Source organism: Streptomyces sp. NPDC047117, from assembly GCF_040643545.1.
Classification (GTDB): Bacteria; Actinomycetota; Actinomycetes; order Streptomycetales; family Streptomycetaceae; genus Streptomyces.
Genome location: NZ_JBEYUN010000028.1, coordinates 45,260 through 64,275, shown reverse-complemented (window position 1 = coordinate 64,275; position 19,016 = coordinate 45,260). Strand labels below are relative to the sequence as shown.

Below are 19,016 nucleotides of genomic sequence, written 5' to 3'. Positions count from 1 at the left end.
AACCGCCCCGCGCGGCCTCCTTCGCCCTGCCGAGCCGGGTCAGCCGTCCGTCCGGAGCGGGAGCGCGGGTGCTTCGTAGAACCGGACGGTGACCGGTGCCGGGCCGCCCCAGTCCTGCTGTTCGGTGCCGGCGGGCCGCCAGCCGTGCCGCTCGTAGAGCGCGATCGCCGCGGTGTCGGTGGCGTTGACGGCCAGTACGGGCCGCAGCCCACCGGCCGTCGCCGCGTCCGTCACCGCGCGCAGCAACCCGCCGCCGAGCCCCCGGCCGCGGGCCGCCGGTGCCACGTACAGCCGGCCGACCTCGTGCCCGCACAGCGCGACGTGCCCCGCCACGCGCCCGGCGCCGTCCTCGGCGACCCAGGCACCGGTCAGCCCGCCCGGGGTCAGCCAGCCCGCCGGATCGGCCGGCCAGGCGTAGGGGTAACCGCTCGCCACGTGCACTTCACGCAGCACCCGCACGCACGCGGGAAGGTCCGCCGCGTCCCGTCGTCTGATCATCCGGCCATCGAACCACGCGGCGGGCATGGCGAGGAGCGTGCCGGGTACAGCCTCCACCATCCCCGCAGCAGGCCGGCCCGTCGGAGCAGGACGAGGAAGAAGGCGATCAGGCAATGGCACAGTTGGTACGGGAAGTCATGACGCCTGCCGTCACCACCGTCCACCCCGACGCCTCGCTGGTGGAAGCGGCCCAGCTCATGCGCGCGCACGACATCGGCGACGTGCTCGTGGCCGAGGACGGCAAGCTGGTCGGCGTGGTCACCGACCGGGACATCGTGCTGCGCGCCGTGGCGAACGGGGTGGATCCGCTCGGCGTGCCCTGCCTCGCCGTGTGCACTCCGGAACCGGTCACCGTCGGGCCGGAGGAGCCGGTTTCGGCCGCGGTGTCGCTGCTGCGCCGGAAGGCGGTGCGGCGGCTGCCGGTCGTCCGGGACGGCGCCCCGGTGGGCATGGTGAGCATCGGGGACCTGGCCCGGGCGCAGGACCCGGATTCCGCGCTGGCGGACATCAGCCGGGCCGACGAGGGCGGGCCGGACCGGCGCTGAGCCGTCCGGGACCCTGTCGCCTGCGTCGGCCCCGTTGGGGTACATGTGGCTCATGCGCACTGTACTGAGCACCTGGGACCGCAAGACGTTCAACGGGGTCGCCACCCGGCACTGGCCCGGCGCGGACCGGGTACTGCCGAAGCTGAGCCGGGCCGCCGACCACGGGCTGCTGTGGCTGGGGTCGGCGGCGGCAGCGGCGACGTTCGGCGGCCGCCCCACGCGCCGGGCGGCGCTGCGCGGCGTCGCCTCGCTGGCGGTGGCGTCCCTGACCGTGAACACCCTGGCCAAGCGCTCGGTGCGCCGGGAGCGGCCGCTTCTGGACACGGTGCCGGTGATACGGCAGCTCACCAAGCAGCCCTTCACCACCTCCTTCCCCTCCGGGCACGCCGCCTCCGCCGTGGCCTTCGCGACCGGTGTGGCGTTCGAGAACAAGTGGTGGGGGCTGGCGCTGGCGCCCCTCGCCGCCTCGGTCGCCTTCTCCCGCGTCTACACGGGCGTGCACTACCCGGGCGACGTGGTGGCGGGCGCCGCGCTGGGTGCGGGCGCGGCCTTCGCGGTACGCGGGTTCGCACCGACCCGGGCCCTGCTGGCGCCGCCCGCCAGGCCGCGCGCCGACGCGCCCGCGCTGCCGGACGGGGACGGGCTCTTCGTCGTCACCAACCAGGGCTCCGGCCAGCGCACCGGCTCGCACAGCGACCAGGCCCAGGTCATCCACGACGTGCTGCCGCGGGCCGAGGTGACCGAGTGCGGCCACCAGGGCGCGGTGCCGCTGGACAAGGCGCTGGAGGCGGCGGCCGAGCGGGCCGCCGAGCGCGGCGGCGCGCTCGGCGTACTGGGCGGGGACGGCACCATCAACGCCGCGGCGGCGGTCGCCAGGCAGCACCGGGTGCCGCTCGCGGTGCTGCCCGGCGGCACCCACAACCACTTCGCGTACGACCTGGGCGTGGAGACCATCGCCGCGGCGGCCCGCGCGGTGGAGACGGGCGAGGCCGTCGCGGTCGACCTCGCGCGGTTCCGGCCGGGTGCCGGGCAGGAGTCGACGCACTTCCTCAACACCTTCTCGATCGGTGCCTACCCGGAGCTGGTGCGGATCCGGGAGGAGTGGGCCGGGAAGATCGGCGCCTGGCCGGCCGGGGTGCTGGCGGCCTGGCAGGTGCTGCGGACGGCGGAGCCGGTGACCGTGGAGATCAACGGCCGGCGGCGCGAGCTGTGGACCCTGTTCGTCGGCAACTGCGCGTACCGGGGTCTGGGTTCGGCGCCGGTACGGCGGCACGACCTCGCGGACGGCGTGCTGGACGTGCGGATGGTGCACGGTGGCCGGCTGGCCCGCACCCGACTGCTCACCGCGGCGGTGACCGGCGCGCTGCGGCACACCCCCGTGCTGAGCGAGGCGCGGCTGCGGACGCTGCGGATCGGCGGCCTCGCACCCGGCACCGATCTCGCCTACGACGGCGAAGTGGCGCCCGCCGCCGAGGAGTTGACGATCGAGAAGGAGAACGAGGCGCTGGTCGTCTACCGCCTGCTCCCCGAGTGAACCGGCCACGGCGGGCCGAACCTCGGTCCATATTCTGATACGCGACTCTCATACTCCGAGATCGCGGCGTACGGTGTGATCACGGCGCGGCAGCGCGCCGTGACCGCATCGAGCATGCGAAGGAGCAGCCATGTCGCAGGAGTCCGCCGTCTACACCCACGGCCACCACGAGTCCGTACTGCGCTCGCACACCTGGCGCACCGCCGAGAACTCCGCCGCCTACCTGCTGGGCTCGCTGAAGCCGCACATGAAGGTCCTGGACGTCGGCTGCGGCCCCGGCACCATCACCGCCGACCTGGCCGCGCTGGTCCCGGACGGCTCGGTGACCGGCCTGGAGCACGCGCCCGGCGTGCTGGACCAGGCCCGTGCGGTCGCGGACGAACGCGGCCTGACCAACGTCCACTTCGCGGTCGGCGACGTCCACGCGCTGGACTACCCGGACGACACCTTCTGCGTCGTCCACGCCCACCAGGTACTGCAGCACGTCGGCGACCCCGTACAGGCACTGCGCGAGATGCGCCGGGTCACCAAGCCGGGCGGCATCGTCGCCGTGCGCGACGCGGACTACGGCACCATGACGTGGTACCCGGACGTCGCAGGCATGGATGAGTGGCTGGACCTGTACCAGCGGGTGGCGGAGGCCAACGGCGGTGCGCCGGACGGTGGGCGCCGGCTGCGCTCCTGGGCGCTGGCGGCCGGCTTCGCGCCGGCGGACCTCACGTGCACCGCGAGCGCGTGGTGCTACGCGACCGACGAGGAACGCGCCTGGTGGAGCGGGCTGTGGGCGGACCGCACCCTGGCCTCGACGTACGCCCGGCGGGCGACCGAGGGCGGGCAGGCGACGCAGGCGGAACTGGAAGCGATCAGCGCCGCCTGGCGCGAGTGGGGCACCAAGGAGGACGGCTGGTTCGCCATGCTCCACGGCGAGATCCTGTGCCGCGTGTGAGGACTCTCTGAAGGTCCGCGCGCTGATCCGATCGGATGATCGCGCCGCCCCGCCGCGCCAACTAGGCTCGTCCCATGGACATTCTGGGAACCTCACTGCGCGTGTGCGTCAACGACCTCGATGCCTCGATCCCCGTGTACGAGCGGCTGACGGGCGCGCAGGCGCAGCGCTTCCAGCGCGGCGGCGTGGCCGTCGCGGCGGTCGGCTGCTTCTTCCTGATGAGCGGCCCCGAGACGGAGCTGTCCGTACTCCGCAAGATCACCGCGACGATCGCGGTGACCAACGTGGACGAGGCCGTGGACGATCTCAAGGCGGTGGGCGGGGAGATCATCGCGGGTCCGCTCGCCAGCCCCGCCGGCCGGAACATGGTGGCCCGCCACCCGGACGGCTCGATCTTCGAGTACGTCGACCGGGTGGCGATCACCTGAGGACGGTCAGGAGAGGTCGAGCACGATCTTGCCGCGGGCCCGGCCCGACTGACTGCGGCGGAACGCCTCGGCCGCCTGCGCCAACGGCAGCGCCGTGTCGATGTTGACGGTGAGCCGCCCCGCGTCGGCGAGGTCGGCGAGCGCGGTGAGGTCGGCGCTGTCCGGGCGCACCCACACCAGATGGCCGCCCTTGCCGACGACCTCGTTGTCGACGACCGACGCCACCCGCTTCGGGTCCTTGAGCACCTGCTGGGAGACGTCGACCGCCTCGCCGCCGACGAAGTCCGCCGCCGCGTCCACGCCTTCGGGGGCCAGCGCGCGCACCCGCTCCGCCAGGCCCTCCCCGTACGTCACCGGCTCGGCGCCCAGCGAGCGCAGGAAGTCGTGGTTGTGCTCGCCCGCCGTGCCGATGACGCGGGCGCCCCACGCCACGGCGATCTGCACCGCGAACGCGCCGACGCCGCCCGCCGCCGCGTGCACCAGCACCGTCTCGCCGCTGCCCACGCCGAGCCGCTTCAGCGCCTGGTACGCCGTGAGCCCGGCCAGCGGCACGCCGGCCGCCTGCTGCCAGTCCAGCGCCGCCGGCTTGCGGGCGAGGGTCCGCACCGGCGCGGCGACCAGCTCGGCGAACGTCCCGTGCTGGACCTCGTCCTTGCGGACGTAGCCCATGACCTCGTCGCCGACCCGGTACTCGGTGGCGTCCATGCCGACCGCCTCGACGACGCCCGCGACGTCCCAGCCGGGGATCAGCGGGAAGTGCACGTGCAGGATCGGGTCGAGGTAGCCGGCGAGGATCTTCCAGTCGACCGGATTGACGCCGGCCGCCTTCACCCGGATCAGCACCGAGTCGGGCGCCACCTTCGGGTCGGGCTGGTCGGTGAGGGCGAGAACGTCGAGGTCGCCATAGCTGTCGGTGGTGATTGCCTTCATGCCGCGTACAACGAGCGGGGCGGTCCGGCCATTCCCTTCGCCGCGCGTCCGGGTGACGCGCGGCGCCTGAGGGGCCCTCAGGCCGGCCGCATCCGGTACTCGTACCGTTCCGGGAGCGGGTGGTCGGCGCGGGCCCGGGCGCGCACCTCGCCGGTCACCGGGCCGTCGCCCGCGACGAGCCGTTCGGCGATCGCGTACCAAGTGTCGCCGAGCGTCTCGTCGCCCTCCCGGAGGTCCGCGACCTCGAACCCCTCGTCGAAGACGGCACGGGCTGCGGCCACCTCCCCCCGCGCCAGCAGGACCTGCGCCGTCAGCAGCCGGAACCGGCCGCGTGCGCGGTCCTCGGGACGCAGCCGGGCGAGGACCGCGGCCGCGTCGTCGGCCCGGCCCGCCGCGATCAGCGCGGGCACCGCCTCGCGGGCGAGCGCGGGCAGCACGGTGTGCCGCACCTCCTCGGCCGCCTCCCCCGCGCACGCGACGGCCTCGGCGTACCGCTGCGCCGCCCGGCCCGTCTCGCCCGCGACGGCCTCCGCGACCGCCAGGCAGTACAGCGGCCAGCAGCTCCGGCCGCGGGCCAGCGCGCGCTCCCAGCTGCGCACCGCCTGAGCCCGGTCGCCGGCGTGCCACTGGGCGACCCCGAGGTGGAAGTCGGTGCTGGGGCCGGGCCGCGCGGACTCCAGGAGGTCGCGCCAGGCCGGGGCGACCGGCGACGGGCCCGGTACGCCCGGCTCGTCGGGGAGGTCGCCAGTGCGCAGCAGCTCCCGCCACGGCCGCTGTTCCTCGCCCATCGTGTCCTCGGTGAACGGCAGGCCCGGCAGGTCGTACCCGGCGCGGGCCACCACCAGCGCGCCCCAGCCGGAACCGGTGGCGAGCCGCTCCTTCGGCTCGACGTCGGCGTACGGGCGCCAGGCGGCGTACGCGGCGTCCACGGCGGCGCGCGGCAGCACCGCCGCCAGCCGGTCCGCCACCGCATCACGGGCCGCGCCCCAGTCGGCCCCGTGCACGGCTCGCGGGTCGGCCGCCAGCGGCCCGTACGCCTCCAGCCACGCGAACTCCGCGCCCGCTTCGAGGGGTACGTGCTCCAGCTGGGTGCGCGCGAGCCCGGCCTGGATCTCGGCGTACCCGGGAGTGCCCGGCTCGGTCAGCCACGCCTGCCAGTGCCGTCCCGCCCGGCCCGCACCCCAGAGGAAGAGCTTGCGGCCGCGCAGGGTGTCGGTGGAGGTGTGGACGAGGCCGTGGCCGTCCGCGTCGAGCGAGGCGATCCAGCGCCGCTCCCCCGGCGGGATCTCGTAGAAGTAGTCGGCGGGGTACTCACTGCGCAGCGGGTAGGTGCGGTCGACGCCGCCGGACTCGGGGACGGGGACGCGGCTCAGGGTGCGCTCGTAGCCGAAGTGGAACGCCTCTTCGGCGGGGGCGAGGACGCGGGTGCGGGCGTCCTCGGGGACGGCGATGTTGGACCACCAGTACACCGGCGCGGTGTGGTGGTGGGGATTGAGTACGCGCACGCCGGCGTACAGGAAGTCGGAGCCGTCGGGGAGCCAGAGGTCGACCTGGAAGGGGAGGTCGCGCAGCCGCTCCCACTCCCACAGGCGCAGCATCTCCCCGCCGTCCGGTGCCGGGACGCGCGCGGCGTGCACGGGCGCGCAGGAGAGCGTGGTGTGTCCGGTGGCGCCGATGTTCCATTCGATGCCGCCGGAGAACCACGCGCCGTTGAGGGCGAAGTCCGCGGGCTGGAACACCGGGTTGCGGTAGAGGAGTTCACGTCCCGTGGGCTTGTGGTGCAGGGAGTGGACGCGGCCGCCGAGGCCGGGCAGGACGGTGGCGCGCAGCCGGTCGTTCTCGAGGACCAGCGCGTCGAGATCGGTGGGGACGCGGTGCCGGGCGTACCCGTCGCGGCGGCGTACGGGGAGCAGCGAGTCCAGCGGACGGTACGCCAGTTGCCGGGCCATGTCGGCGGGCACGTCGGCGCCTTCGGGGACGGTGACACGGTGGACGTCCCGGGGGCCGGCCAGCGCGGGCAGCGGGTTGTCGGGGCCGAGGGCCGCCGCGGGCAGGGTGAGGGTCGTGCGTCGCACGCTCGTGGTCACGGCGCCTCGCAGTCGGAGCGGGCCGCCCCGGTCGTGGCGGCCGTCTGATCACCATGGAACCCTCTCGCGTCCGCCCTGAACAGGGCGTACTCCGGTCAGGGTTGCGCAAAAAGAATTCGCGCGACAGGGCGCCGGAGGATGATGGATGCTGGCCTCGTACACCGTATGAGGCGGCGTTGCGCCACGACGAAGGCGAGGACGGACGAGATGGCCACCGAGCACACCTACCGCGTGATCGTGCGCGGCACGTGGGACGGGCTGACCGAGGAGGCCAGGGACCGGCTGCTGGCCGAGGCCGACGACCACGGCCTGGCGCAGCTGCGGTTCACCCCCGAGGGTTCGCTCGCGTACGACCGGTCGCTGACGTCGTTCACGTACCGATACACCGTCGTCTCCGACGCGGCCGACGGTGAGGAGATGGCGGCCGCCCTCGCGGAGGAGAAGGCCGAGCAGGCGCTGCGCGCTGCCGGGCTCGGCCACCGCGGCCTGCGCTCCTCGGCCACGGACATGGACACGATGAAGGTCAACCGGAAACGGCGCTGAGGGGGCGGACCGGATGGGCGGGTCACGGGGCTTCGGGCGGCAGCATCTCGCTGGTGATCGCCCAGCGCTCGTGGTCCCGCCAGGCCCCGTCGACGAAGAGGAAGTCGGGCGAGAGCCCCTCCTTCCGGAAGCCGTTGCGCCGGGCGAGCGCGATCGAGGCGGTGTTCTCCGGCTGCACGTTGACCTCGATGCGGTGCAGCCCGAGCCGCCCGAAGACGTACCGCAGCACGAGCTGCAGGCCCTCGCTCATCAGGCCGCGGCCCGCCGCGTGCGCGAAGGCCCCGTAGCCTGCCGCGCCGCAGCGGAAGGCGCCGTGCACGATGTTGTTGACGGTGAGGTAGCCCGCGATGGAGCCGCCGTCCAGCTCGCAGATGAGGAAGCCCTCGCGCTCCGGCTCCTGCAGCCGCTCGTAGTAGGCGTCGTAGCCCGCCTCGTCGACGGGCGGGAAGAGCCAGGGCCGGTGCAGCGCCGCGCTCTCCCGTGCCCGCGCGGTGAACTCCGCCCGGTCCGCACGCCGGAACGGCCGGATGCCCACGCGCGGGCCAGTGGCGAGGTAGCGGTCGGATTCCGGTACGGATGCGGTCGGAGAGCGTCGGTCGTCGGTCACAGTCGGATGCTATCGGTCGGCCGTACGGAGTGCCCCGCGCTCGGTGCTTCCGTGTCCTCACGCCCACGTGGGCGTGTCGGCGCTCCACTCCCCCGGCGGCCGGGCCCAGTTGGCGGGGCCGCCGGCGAAGGAGACCGGCGGCAGCGCGTGCCGCAGCCGGCCCAGGGGCCCGGTGGTCTCCGCGAGCCGGACGGCCGGGTCGTACGCGTCGGCGGGGCCGGGGGCGCGCCGCGGCAGGACGTCGGTGAGCAGTGCGGCGGTCTGCGCGAGGGCCAGCGTCGCCAGCCGCGCGCCGCCCGTACGGGACCGCTCGGTCAGCGCCCGCAGCACGGCGGCGGCCAGCAGATAGCCGGTGCCGTGGTCCAGGGCCTGGGCGGGCAGCACCCCGGGGGTGCCGTCGGCCGCGGCCTCGGTCACGGCGATGCCGGTGGCGGCCTGTACGAGACTGTCGAAGCCCCGGCGGCCGCCCCAGGGGCCGTAGTCGCCCCAGGCGGACAGGCGCGCGACAACGATGCCGGGGCGGCGCTCGGCGAGCGCTTCCGGCGCCAGGCCGAAGCGGTCCAGGGCGCCCGGCCGGTAGCCGGTGACCACCACGTCCGCGTACGACAGCAGCTCTTCGAACGTCGCGCGCCCCGCCCGGGAGCCCAGGTCCAGGACGGCCGAGCGCTTCCCGAAGCCGGTGTCGGCGTGCGCGTCCCGGCTCTCCGGCAGGCCGGGCGCGTCGATCCGCAGCACGTCGGCGCCGAGCAGCGCGAGCGTACGGGTGGCGACCGGCCCGGCGATCACCCGCGTCAGGTCCAGCACGCGCAGACCGGCGGCGGGCAGCAGCGGACCGCCCGCCGGGAGGGGCGCGCGGAGGGGCGGCGTGGCGGCGCCGAGCGGTTCGAGGCGGAGCAGCGGCCGGCGGGCCACCGCGGCGCCCTGCGGGCCCTCGCCCCACTCCTTGCCATCCCGTACGGCGACGGCGAGGCCGCCGGCCGCGTACACCGCCGCCTCGGTCTCCGCCGCGCTCCGGCCCGCCAGTTCCGCGGCGAGCGCCTCGGGCCCCGCGGACTCCGGCAGGCCGAGCGCGGCGAGCAGCCGGTCGCGGTGGTGGGGGTAGTTGGCGTGCGTGCGCAGCCAGCCGTCGGCGGTGTGCCAGAAGCCGGAGAGGGGCGCGAAGACCGCGGGTGCCCGGCCGTCGATGCGCAGGTGCCGTTCGCTGAGGAAGGCGGTGGCCACGGCGCCGTCGTCGACCTCGACGGCCGGCAGGGCGCCGCCGGTACGGGCCGCGGCGAGCTCCGCGCCGGCCAGCGCGCACACCGTGACGGTCGCCCTGGCCAGGTCCATGACCGGGAGCCGCGCGGGCAGCAGCCCGCGCGGACCGCCGTGGCGCACCCGTTCGGTCAGGCCGGCCTCGCCGCCGAGTGCGGCCCAGGCCAGGGCCGCCGCGTCCCCTCGGTACCGCGCGTCGTCGTTCATGACGCCAGTGTGGCACTGAGTGCCACCTGCGAGAAGTGTGCGGCGCCGGGAGCGGTTCGGCGCGAACTCCTCGCCGTACCCGGCGCTTCTCGGCCACGCCGGGGCCGACCGGGCGACGTTCTTGAGGAGCTGCGGGCTCCGCCCGTGACTCCTGGCCGGCGCCACGAAACCCGACGTCCCACCGGAACGCCCTGTTCAGCCACCGCGTACCAGAAGAGGAGGCAACTCATGGCAGTAGCTGTCCACTTGGCTGGACTTGGCGTAGTGATTTCTCCTGGCATGACATGAAATGAGAAGTGGCACAACCGAGTCAGCGCACCGGAGGTACGCCGTGTCGGAAGTCATATCGGAAGCGGTCACGGAAACCGTCAAGTTTCCGCAGGACCGCGCCTGTCCTTACCACCCGCCCACCGCCTACGCGCCCCTGCGTGACCAGGGGCAGCCCCTCAGCCGTGTCCAGCTCTACGACGGACGGGAGGTGTGGGTTGTGACAGGGCATGCCGAGGCACGCGCTCTGCTCACCGACCAGCGCCTGTCGTCCGACCGCCTGAACCCCGACTTCCCGGTCCCCAGCGCCCGGTTCGAGGGGCTGCGCACCGAGGACCGCAAGAGCCGCACCACGCTCCTCGGGGTCGACGACCCCGAGCACAACGTCCAGCGGCGGATGCTCATCCCCAGCTTCGGCCTGAAGCGGATCGCGGCGATGCGCCCGCGCATCCAGCAGATCGTCGACCGGCTGCTGGACGACATGGAGGCCGGCGGTCACCCGGCCGAGCTGGTCTCGGCGTTCGCGCTGCCGGTGCCCTCCATGGTCATCTGCGAGCTGCTGGGCGTCCCGTACACCGACCACGAGTTCTTCGAGGACGCCTCGCGCCGGCTGCTGCGCGGACCGGCCGCTGCCGACTCCCGCAAGGCGCTGGACGACCTGGAGGAGTACTTCGGCGAGCTGATCACCCGGAAGGAGGCCGAGCCGGGCGACGGGCTGCTGGACGAGCTGATCGCGGACCGGCTGCGCACCGGTGATCTGGAGCGCGACGAGCTGGTGAGCATGGCCATGATCCTGCTGGTGGCCGGGCACGAGACGACCGCCAACATGATCTCGCTGGGCACCTTCACGCTGCTCCAGCACCCCGAGAAGCTGGCGGCGCTGCGCGCGGACGCCTCGCTGATGCCCGCCGCGGTCGAGGAGCTACTGCGGTACCTCTCCATCGCCGACGGCATGCTCCGGGTGGCGACCGAGGACATCGAGGTCGGCGGCGTGACCGTCAAGAAGGGCGAGGGCGTGGTGCTCTCCACCTCGCTCGTCAACCGTGACGCCACGGCGTACGCGGCCCCGGACGAGCTGGACTGGGACCGCTCCGCGCGGCACCACATCGCCTTCGGCTTCGGCATCCACCAGTGCCTCGGGCAGAACCTCGCCCGCGCCGAGCTGGAGATCGCGATGCACTCGCTCCTCACCCGGTTCCCCGGCCTCCGCCTCGCGGCGCCGGCCGAGGAGATCCCGTTCAAGCCCGGCGACACCATCCAGGGCATGGTGGAACTCCCCGTCGCCTGGTAGCAGTTGACCGCACCGCTCTGCACCACCGGAGCCGGCCCCGTCCCCGACACGGCAGCACCACCACCGCGCCGGGCCGGCCCCTACCCCACACGCCACTCACGGATTCAGGGACAGACCATGCCGACCACCCAGCACATCAGCATCGACACGGACGTCTGCATCGGCTCGGGGCAGTGCGCCCTGACCGCGCCGAAGACGTTCACGCAGGACGACGACGGCTTCAGCGCCCTGCTGCCGCCCGACGAGAGGGCGTCCGAGGACCCCCTCGCGCGTGAGGCAGCCCGCGCCTGCCCGGTGCAGGCCATCACGATCGCGGAGGACTGACCCGCCCCGGTTACCGGCCCGCCAGCGGGAGTTCCAGCGTGCCCGTGTCCTCGGGCGCGCTGACGACGGTGACCGGCTTGACGCCCTTGTTGCCGTAGTACGCCGTGTCGCTCGCCGCGACGACGAACCGCAGGCGGTGGCCGGGCTGGTAGCGGTGCACGATGGCGGGCAGCTCGACGGTGAACGGACGGGTCACGTCCGGTACCCGCGCGGGCGCCACCAGCCGGTGCACCAGCATCTTGGAGCCGTCCGGCGCGATGTCGTACAGCTTCGCGAAGAGGACCAGCTTGTCGGCGGCGTCACCGGAGTTCTGCACCCGCTCCGTACGCGGCGAGACCACCTTCAGCGTGGCCTTCGGCGCACCGACCACGTCGACCGGCCGGCCCTCGACCGGCGCGGACGTCCAGTCCAGGTACGTGCCCTTCAGGTCGTACGGCGCGGGGTCCGGCAGCCCGAGAATGCCCGCGAGCTGGGACTCCGAATGGCTGGTGGGCAGCAGCCGGTTGCGGTACTCGCGGCTGCCGCGTGCCACCTTCGCGCGGTCGTCGACGAGCTTGCCGTCGCCGGAGAGGTACAGCTTCCAGGCGTCGCCGCTCGCGGGGAACGTGGCGGACGTGCCGTACGTCTGCCCGGCCGGCATCCAGTCGCGGTAGTAGGCGAAAGCGGGACCGGTGTCGGTGTCCTTCTTGTGCTGGAGGTAGCGGTCGAACCAGGCGAGGATGCGCTGCCCGACGTAGCTCGTCTCCAGATTGCCCTCGGACAGATTCAGTTCGCCGGAGGCCGGGTCGGTCATGCCGCCACTGTGCCCCCAGGACTGCCAGATCATCTTGGTGTCGGTGCCCTGCGCCTTGAGCGTCCGGTAGGTGGCCGCCGCCTCGTTGAGGTTGAACAGGCTGTCCGCCTGGCCCTGCACGAGCAGGGTCGGCGCCTTCACATCCTTCAGGTACGAGACGGGGCTGACGCTGCGCGCGTAGTCGAGGATCGGCTTCGTGCTGTCGGCCGGGTACCGGCCCGAGTCCAGCCAACGCTTGGTCTCGCAGGCCTTCGCGACGAAGTGCAGGCAGCCGGCGCCACCGAGGCGGGACGGGTCCAGGCTCGGGTTCAGCAGCCCCTGCGCCTCACCGATCAGGAAGAAGCCGTTGGTCCACTGCTTCTTGTAGACGCCGGGGACATCGTTGCTGACGCTGCCCGCCGGCTGGTCGGCGTTGTTGGGGTCCAGCGCATAGGCCAGGTCGTTCCAGGTGATCAGCGGTACGAGCGCGTCCACGCGGCGGTCGACGGCAGCGGTGGCCAGCTGGATCGCGCCGCCGTACGAACCGCCGATCATGCCGACGCGCGGATCGGCGGCCTCCGCCCCGCCCTTGCCGTCCTTGGTGACGTAATCGATGCGGGTGCCGTCGTCCGCGGGGCGCGTACCGGCGAGGAAGTCGATGAGCCGGCTCGCGGCCCTGCCGTCGACGGTGGGGTCGTCGAGCGAGATCGGGCAGCCGGACTTGCCGAAGCCGAGACCGGAGTAGGAGAGCGCGACATAGCCGCGCGCGGCGAACGCCTGGGCCGTGGCGGCGGTCGAGCCGTCCGCCTTGTCGCCGCCGAAGCCGTTGGTGGTCAGGATCGCGGGCGCCGGATGTGCCGCGTCGACGCCGGCCGGGCGGTAGAGGTCGGCGTCCACGGTGCAGTCGCGGTCGCCCGCCGGCACGGTCAGCTTCACGGCGGTGACGTCGTACGGTGCGGCGGCTGCCGCGGGGGCCGCGAGGCCGAGCGGGGCGGCCACGGTACCGGCGGCCAACAGGGCGAGCGACGTGCGCAGAACGGGGCGGGACACTGCTCGGTACACGCTGACCTCCACAGAGACACGCCATACCTACCAGTCAGTACGGCGCGCTCATGGTCCGGCATGCGTTTTGGACATGTCAACGGAGTTGACGAAACTTCTTACTGGTACGTCAGTTACCGCTGGTCACACTGTTGTTGAGGGGCAGCCCCAGGTCGTTGAGGGGGCAGCCCCGGATTGTTGCGGGTGCGGCGGCGCTTTCGCCGCAGCAGCGTCAGAGCAGTGGAGGCACGTCGAACGTCAGGGTCCCCGCGTCCGCGTCCAGCGTGGCCGGGACGCCCAGCGGCATCGTGAGCGCCGAGTCGCCGTGGCCGAACCCGAACTCCTCGACCACCGGCACCCCGAGCCCGCCCAGCCGGTCCGCCAGCACCGCCCGGACCCGGTCGTACGGACCGCAGCGCGCCCACGAACCGAGCACGATCCCGGCGACCCCGGCCAGCGTGCCCGAGCGCAGCAACTGGGTCAGCGCCCGGTCGACGGCGTACGGCTGCTCGCCCACGTCCTCCAGCAGCAACAGGCCGCCCGCCGCGTCGGGCCGGGCGTCCGGCGTGCCCACCCCGCTCGCCAGCAGCGCCAGGCAGCCGCCGAAGGTGACGCCGTGCGCCCGGCCCGGCACCAGCGTGCGCGCCGTACCGGGTGCAAGGGTCGTCACGGCCGCGTCCTCGGGGGTGAAGAGCGTGCGGCGCAGGTGGTCCCTGGTCGGCTCGTCCTTGAGGAAGACCTCGCCGGCCACTGCCGGTCCGTGCAGCGTCGCCACCCCGGCGCGTTGCGCGAACGCCTCGTGCACCACCGTCACATCACTGAACCCGACCAGCGGCTTGGGCCGCGCCGCCCGGACCGCCGGCCAGTCCAGCAGGTCCACCATCCGCTGGGCGCCGTACCCGCCGCGCGCGGCGAACACCGCGGCCACCCCGGGGTCGCACCAGGCGTCCTGGAGGTCCCGGGCCCGGCACTCGTCCGGCGCCGCGAGGTACGCCAGCTCGGCGTGCCCGGTGCGGACGTGCGGCGCAAGTACGGGGTCGAGGTCCCAGCCGCGCAGGATGTCCAGGCCCGCGTCCAGCCGCTCGGGGGCGACCGGGCCGCTGGGCGCGACCACCGTCACCCGGTCTCCGGGCCGCAGTCGCGGCGGCCTGGCACCCGCCCGCACGGTCACCGCGGCCCCTCCGCCGCGCGCCCGCCCCTCACTTGCCCAGTTCCAGCGCGGGCACGTCCGTGCGTTCGATGCCGAAGACCTGCGCGTACAGGGACAGCTCCGCCTCGACGGCACGGACGATGGTGTCCTCGCGGCGGAAGCCGTGCCCCTCCCCCTCGAAGGTCAGGTAGGCGTGCGGGATGCCGCAGCGGGTGGCCTCGGCGAGGAACCGCTCGGCCTGCGCGGGCGGGCAGATCACGTCGTCCAGCCCCTGGAGCAGCAGGAACGGCGCGGAGATCCGGTCCACCTGATGCACCGGCGAGCGGTCCCGGTACCGGCCCGGGACCTCGTCCGGCGGCCCGACCAGCGAGTGCAGGTACTGCGACTCGAAGTCGTGGGTCTCACCGTCCGCCCAGGACGTCAGGTCCAGGACGGGGTAGGTGATCGTGCCGCAGGCGTAGAGGTCCGTACCGGCCAGCGAGGCCGCGGTGGTCCAGCCGCCGGCGCTGCCGCCGCGGATGGCGAGCCGGGAGCGGTCGGCGGTGCCCTCGGCGGCGAGCGCCTCGGCGACCGCGGCGCAGTCCTCGACGTCCACCACGCCCCACTGCTCGCGCAGCCGCTCGCGGTACTCCCGGCCGTACCCCGTCGAGCCGCCGTAGTTGACCTCCGCGACACCGAAGCCGCGCGAGGTGAAGTAGGCGATCTCCAGGTCGAGGACGAGCGGGGCGTGCCCGGTCGGGCCGCCGTGCGCCCACACCACGAAGGGGGCGGGCTCACCGTCCGGCGGAGCGTGCGTGGGGCTGTGCGGCGGATGGACGTGGGCGTGGATGTCCCGGCCGTCGGGGCCGGTGAAGGTACGCATCTGCGGTTCGGGGTAGTACGCCGGGTCCAGCGCGTCGGTGTGCCGCGCCGCTATCACCCGCGCCCGGCCCGTCACCGTGTCCAGTTCCACGATCTCGTACGCGCTGCGCGGGCTCGCGGCGATGCCGATGACCCGGCTGCCGTGCACGGCGAGCGAGGGGGCCCACTCCGTCCACGGCCCGGCCGCGTCGACCAGCTCACCGCCGACCGGGTCGAGGATGCCCAGGCAGTTCGCGCCGTGGCCGTGCAGCGTGGCGATCGTGCCGTCCGCCAGCGGCAGGAACCAGCGCAGCCCGACCTTCCACAGCGGCCCGCCGAACTCCTCCCGGCGTGCGGAGCACAGCCGGGCGCCCGGCACGCTCCCGCCGCCCGCCGCGCCGGGGCGGATGCGCCGCAGCTCCCACCAGCCGTCGGCATCGGACACGTACAGCAGCGAACCGTCGGCGGCCCACTCGATCTGGGCGACGGACTCGTCGGTCCCCCCGGCCAGCTGCCGGATGCCGGTGAAGCCGCCGTCCTCGGTGACGTCCGCGTGCATCACGGCCGTGCCGTCCCACGGCATCCGCGGGTGGTCCCAGGCGATCCAGGCGGCACGCCGGCCGTCCGGGGAGAGCCGCGGGCCGGTGACGAAGCGGTGCCGGTCGTCGCTCAGCTCGCGCACGGCCGTGCGGTCCTGCGCCGCCGAGCCGTCCAGCGGTACGGCGGCGATCAGCCGGCGCACGTCCGACGGCCCCTCGCCGGTGAACTCCTCCAGCACGCACCAGACTTCACCGCGGTCCGGCAGCACCACCGGGTCCGCCCACCGCAGCCCGCCGCCGACCGCGGAGAGCGGGGTGAGCGGCCGGGGCTCGCCGCCCTCGCCCGGCGCGTAGGCGTACAGCCGCTGGTCGGCGAAGTGGACGAAGACCAGGAGCGTCGCCCCGTGCGCGTCCTGGGCACCGGCCCAGGGCTGGCCGCCGTACTCGATGACCCGGCTGCGGACGTTCCACGGCGGCGGCAGCACCGACTCCTCGGCGCCCTCGGGGCCGCGCCGGATCAGCGCGCGGCGGCCGCCCTCCTCGGGCCGCGGCTCGGTCCACCAGACCTCGTCGCCCACCACGCCGAGGTACTCCGGACGGCCGTCGTTGGCGGCCACCAGCCGGGCGTCGATGGGTGACGGCCAGGTCCCGTAGGGCGCCGTGGTCACCATGGCGGTGTTCCTCTCAGTCCGTTCGTCTCCGTCAGCGCGGCGGCGGGCTGCTCCCGCCCGCGCTCATCCCCTGCTGTGCACCATGAAGTCGTCCAGCACCCGGACCCCGAAGTGCAGCGCCGCCACCGGCACGCGTTCGTCGACGCCGTGGAAGAGCGCCTGGTAGTCGAAGCCCTCGGGGAGCCGCAGCGGCGAGAAGCCGTACCCCCTGATGCCCAGCCGGGAGAACTGCTTGGCGTCCGTGCCGCCCGACATGCAGTACGGCACGACCTTGGCCCGCGGGTCGAAGCGCTCGATCGAGGCCCGCATCGCGGCGTACGTGGGACCGTCCACGGGAGCCTCCAGTGCCACCTCGCCGTGGTCGACCTCCCACTCCACCTCCGGGCCCGTGAGCCGGTCAAGGGTGGTGCGGAACTCCTCCTCGCCGCCGGGCAGCACCCGCCCGTCCACGAAGGCGGTGGCGCTCCCGGGGATCACATTGACCTTGTAACCGGCCGTCAGCATCGTCGGATTGGCGCTGTTGCGCACCGTCGGCGCGACCAGGTCGGCGGACGGGCCGAGCGCGGCCAGCAGCGCGTCTACGTCCCGCGCGAGGTCCTGCTGCTCCGTGGCGTCCAGCCGGGCCGCGACGCCCTGCAGCGCGGCCAGCTCGCGCAGCGCGGCCCGGACGGTGGGGGTCAGCCGCACCGGCCATTCGTGTGCCCCGATGCGGGCGACGGCGGCGGCGAGCCGGCTCACGGCGTTACTGCGGTTCACCTTGGAGCCGTGGCCGGCCTTGCCCGTCGCGGTGAGCTTCAGCCAGGCAGTGCCCCGCTCCCCCGCCGCGATCGGGTACAGCTGGAGCCCGTCGCCCGCGTGGAAGGTGAAGGCGCCGGACTCGCTGATGCCTTCCGTACAGCCCTCGAAGAGGCCGGGGTGCTCGTCGGCGAGGAAGCCGGAGCCGTCCTCGGCGCTGGCCTCCTCGTCGGCGGTGAAGGCCAGCACGATGTCCCGCCGGGGCCGGACCCCGGCACGCGCCCAGGCCCGCACCGCGGCCAGCACCATCGCGTCCATGTTCTTCATGTCGATCGCGCCGCGGCCCCAGACCACCCCGTCCCGGACCTCGCCGGAGAAGGGGTGCACGCTCCAGTCCTCCGGCGCGGCGGGCACCACGTCCAGATGGCCGTGGACCAGCAGCGCGTCGGCGCTCCGGTCGGTGCCCTCGATGCGCGCCACGACGTTCGTCCGGCCGGGGCTGCGCTCCAGCAGGGTGGGCTCGATCCCCGCGTCGGCCAGCTGCTCGGCGACGTACTCGGCGGCCGGCCGCTCCCGGCAGTCCCCGCCGCCCCGGTTGGTGGTGTCGATGCGGATCAGCTCCGAGGTGAAGCGGACCACCTCGTCCAGCGCCTTGGCATCGACGGCACTGTCCGGCCGGGCGCCCGGCGCCGGTCTTTCGCCGTCGACCAGCTCCTCCACATCGGTCATCTGCTCAGCCATACTGCTCCTCCACGGCGGACGAGACGAGGGTGGTGACCGCCTTGAAGCAGCGGATACCTTCGTACATGGTCGGGCTCTCGTAACGGACGCGGCGGGTGCCGCTGCGCTCCACGCCCGGCACGACCGTGGCCGCTCCCACGAGGTGCTCGGCGTCGAACTCCACTTCCACGGTGAACGGGCCGCGGCGCGCGGGCTCGTGCCGCCGCGCCAGCGCCGCCGCCTCCCGCGCGCCGGCCCTGATGTCGGCCGCGGTGCGCGCCGGCGGGCGGCACACCGCCGCATACCGCGACACGTAGTCCTTCACTGCGATGCCCCGGGCCTCGGGTGCGTACCCCTTCGCGTCGGCGCACGTCCGGTCGTCCCCGGTCACCAGCACCACCGGAACGCCGTACTCGGCGACCACGAGGGAGTTCAGATAGCCCTCGCTCGCCGCCACGCCGTCGACCCACACACCGGTGATCGAATTGGCGAGGTAGGTGTGCGCGAGCACGCCTTCCGTCCCGGCGCCCGTGTGATAGCCGACGAACGCTATGCCGTCGACGTCGCCGTGCTGCACACCCTCGACCATGCTCAGCGACTTGTGCCGGCCGGTCAGCATCTGCGCCCGCTCGTCGAGCTTCTCCAGCAGCAGATTGCGCATCGTCCAGTGCGCCTCGTTCACCAGCACCTCGTCGGCGCCGCCGTCGAAGAATCCGGCGATCGCGGCATTGACGTCGGAGGTGAACAGGTGACGGCAGCGCTCCCACTGGCTCGCCCCCGGCAGCACGTCGGCGGGCCAGGTCACGCCGGTGGCGCCCTCCATGTCGGCGGAGATGAGGATCTTCACCATGCACCAGTCCTATCGCAGGTCAGGGACGTGACGCGGGCGATCCCCGCGCGACGCGGGGATCTTCACACCTCGTCACGTTACGCGACCCCACCGGGCCGGGCCATGCCTGTGGAAAACTCCTGAGGTCCAGTCCTCCGAAAGCCCCCGCGAGCCGCCCGCGGCTTCGCCGCTACCCATGTGACCTGCGGGGGGACTGCGCAAAGGGCCTTCGGTGCGGGCGACTTCGCCGGTACCGTG

Annotated in this window: 17 protein-coding genes; 7 read left to right on the top strand and 10 right to left on the bottom strand. The window is 73.9% G+C overall.

The genetic code is table 11. The annotated features are described in order from the left end of the window. Nucleotides 1-39: 39 nt before the first annotated feature. Nucleotides 40-558, bottom strand: coding sequence for a GNAT family N-acetyltransferase (locus tag ABZ840_RS35005; protein WP_361567213.1), 519 nt, complete (start codon nt 556-558; stop codon nt 40-42). A gap of 53 nt (nt 559-611) precedes the next feature. On the opposite strand from ABZ840_RS35005, the gene ABZ840_RS35000 reads away from it, so the two are divergent. From ABZ840_RS35000 to ABZ840_RS34985, 4 genes are all read left to right on the top strand, one after another. Continuing rightward, nucleotides 612-1,043, top strand: coding sequence for a CBS domain-containing protein (locus ABZ840_RS35000; protein WP_361567211.1), 432 nt, complete (start codon nt 612-614; stop codon nt 1,041-1,043). A 52-nt stretch (nt 1,044-1,095) separates the two neighbouring features. Beyond that, complete coding sequence (locus ABZ840_RS34995; protein WP_361567208.1) at nt 1,096-2,577, top strand: phosphatase PAP2 family protein; 1,482 nt, start codon at nt 1,096-1,098, stop codon at nt 2,575-2,577. Between the two features lie 130 nt (nt 2,578-2,707). Further along, complete coding sequence (locus tag ABZ840_RS34990; RefSeq protein ID WP_361567205.1) at nt 2,708-3,523, top strand: class I SAM-dependent methyltransferase; 816 nt, start codon at nt 2,708-2,710, stop codon at nt 3,521-3,523. 74 nt (nt 3,524-3,597) lie between these two features. Then, nucleotides 3,598-3,951, top strand: coding sequence for a VOC family protein (locus ABZ840_RS34985; protein ID WP_361567203.1), 354 nt, complete (start codon nt 3,598-3,600; stop codon nt 3,949-3,951). 6 nt (nt 3,952-3,957) lie between these two features. Here ABZ840_RS34985 and ABZ840_RS34980 read toward each other — a convergent pair whose 3' ends face one another. Together ABZ840_RS34980 and ABZ840_RS34975 are read right to left on the bottom strand one after the other, a co-directional pair. Then, nucleotides 3,958-4,881 carry an NADP-dependent oxidoreductase gene (locus tag ABZ840_RS34980; RefSeq protein WP_361567200.1) on the bottom strand — a complete coding sequence of 308 codons (924 nt, stop codon included), beginning with the start codon at nt 4,879-4,881 and terminating at the stop codon, nt 3,958-3,960. Nucleotides 4,882-4,958: 77 nt separating this feature from the next. After that, complete coding sequence (locus ABZ840_RS34975; protein ID WP_361567197.1) at nt 4,959-6,968, bottom strand: DUF5107 domain-containing protein; 2,010 nt, start codon at nt 6,966-6,968, stop codon at nt 4,959-4,961. A gap of 207 nt (nt 6,969-7,175) precedes the next feature. Here ABZ840_RS34975 and ABZ840_RS34970 point away from each other — a divergent pair, with 207 nt between their 5' ends. Beyond that, nucleotides 7,176-7,511, top strand: a complete 336-nt coding sequence (locus ABZ840_RS34970; protein ID WP_361567194.1) for a DUF6204 family protein — start codon at nt 7,176-7,178, stop codon at nt 7,509-7,511. A gap of 22 nt (nt 7,512-7,533) precedes the next feature. On the opposite strand, the gene ABZ840_RS34965 is transcribed toward ABZ840_RS34970, so the two are convergent. Further along, the gene (locus ABZ840_RS34965) at nt 7,534-8,118 is read right to left on the bottom strand and encodes a GNAT family protein (RefSeq protein ID WP_361567191.1); all 585 of its coding nucleotides are present in this window, start codon (nt 8,116-8,118) and stop codon (nt 7,534-7,536) included. 57 nt (nt 8,119-8,175) lie between these two features. Continuing rightward, entirely contained in the window at nt 8,176-9,579 is a 1,404-nt protein-coding gene (locus ABZ840_RS34960; RefSeq protein ID WP_361567188.1) for a CoA transferase, read from the bottom strand. Nucleotides 9,580-9,868: 289 nt separating this feature from the next. On the opposite strand from ABZ840_RS34960, the gene ABZ840_RS34955 reads away from it, so the two are divergent. Beyond that, a complete protein-coding gene (locus ABZ840_RS34955; protein ID WP_361567186.1) occupies nt 9,869-11,137 on the top strand; it encodes a cytochrome P450 in 1,269 nt (422 codons plus the stop codon). Nucleotides 11,138-11,254: 117 nt separating this feature from the next. Then, complete coding sequence (locus tag ABZ840_RS34950) at nt 11,255-11,461, top strand: ferredoxin (RefSeq protein ID WP_361567183.1); 207 nt, start codon at nt 11,255-11,257, stop codon at nt 11,459-11,461. A gap of 10 nt (nt 11,462-11,471) precedes the next feature. On the opposite strand, the gene ABZ840_RS34945 is transcribed toward ABZ840_RS34950, so the two are convergent. From ABZ840_RS34945 to ABZ840_RS34925, 5 genes are all read right to left on the bottom strand, one after another. After that, on the bottom strand, nt 11,472-13,268 hold the full coding sequence (locus ABZ840_RS34945) for a CocE/NonD family hydrolase (RefSeq protein WP_361567265.1): 1,797 nt from the start codon (nt 13,266-13,268) through the stop codon (nt 11,472-11,474). A 238-nt stretch (nt 13,269-13,506) separates the two neighbouring features. Continuing rightward, entirely contained in the window at nt 13,507-14,445 is a 939-nt protein-coding gene (locus ABZ840_RS34940; RefSeq protein ID WP_361567180.1) for an LD-carboxypeptidase, read from the bottom strand. A gap of 28 nt (nt 14,446-14,473) precedes the next feature. After that, nucleotides 14,474-16,474 carry a prolyl oligopeptidase family serine peptidase gene (locus tag ABZ840_RS34935; protein ID WP_361567177.1) on the bottom strand — a complete coding sequence of 667 codons (2,001 nt, stop codon included), beginning with the start codon at nt 16,472-16,474 and terminating at the stop codon, nt 14,474-14,476. A 63-nt stretch (nt 16,475-16,537) separates the two neighbouring features. Beyond that, on the bottom strand, nt 16,538-17,950 hold the full coding sequence (locus ABZ840_RS34930) for a M20/M25/M40 family metallo-hydrolase (RefSeq protein ID WP_361567174.1): 1,413 nt from the start codon (nt 17,948-17,950) through the stop codon (nt 16,538-16,540). Further along, on the bottom strand, nt 17,943-18,776 hold the full coding sequence (locus ABZ840_RS34925; RefSeq protein WP_361567262.1) for a M55 family metallopeptidase: 834 nt from the start codon (nt 18,774-18,776) through the stop codon (nt 17,943-17,945). The genes ABZ840_RS34930 and ABZ840_RS34925 overlap by 8 nt, the downstream gene beginning before the upstream one ends. Between the last annotated feature and the right edge of the window lie 240 nt (nt 18,777-19,016).

Coding starts and splice junctions, on each gene's coding strand:
- ABZ840_RS35005 (WP_361567213.1), bottom strand. CDS start 558: ATGGTGGAGGCTGTACCCGGCACGCTCCTCGCCATGCCCGCCGCGTGG.
- ABZ840_RS34995 (WP_361567208.1), top strand. CDS start 1,096: ATGCGCACTGTACTGAGCACCTGGGACCGCAAGACGTTCAACGGGGTC.
- ABZ840_RS34930 (WP_361567174.1), bottom strand. CDS start 17,950: ATGGCTGAGCAGATGACCGATGTGGAGGAGCTGGTCGACGGCGAAAGA.
- ABZ840_RS35000 (WP_361567211.1), top strand. CDS start 612: ATGGCACAGTTGGTACGGGAAGTCATGACGCCTGCCGTCACCACCGTC.
- ABZ840_RS34955 (WP_361567186.1), top strand. CDS start 9,869: ATGAGAAGTGGCACAACCGAGTCAGCGCACCGGAGGTACGCCGTGTCG.
- ABZ840_RS34980 (WP_361567200.1), bottom strand. CDS start 4,881: ATGAAGGCAATCACCACCGACAGCTATGGCGACCTCGACGTTCTCGCC.
- ABZ840_RS34960 (WP_361567188.1), bottom strand. CDS start 9,579: ATGAACGACGACGCGCGGTACCGAGGGGACGCGGCGGCCCTGGCCTGG.
- ABZ840_RS34970 (WP_361567194.1), top strand. CDS start 7,176: ATGGCCACCGAGCACACCTACCGCGTGATCGTGCGCGGCACGTGGGAC.
- ABZ840_RS34985 (WP_361567203.1), top strand. CDS start 3,598: ATGGACATTCTGGGAACCTCACTGCGCGTGTGCGTCAACGACCTCGAT.
- ABZ840_RS34935 (WP_361567177.1), bottom strand. CDS start 16,474: ATGGTGACCACGGCGCCCTACGGGACCTGGCCGTCACCCATCGACGCC.
- ABZ840_RS34950 (WP_361567183.1), top strand. CDS start 11,255: ATGCCGACCACCCAGCACATCAGCATCGACACGGACGTCTGCATCGGC.
- ABZ840_RS34990 (WP_361567205.1), top strand. CDS start 2,708: ATGTCGCAGGAGTCCGCCGTCTACACCCACGGCCACCACGAGTCCGTA.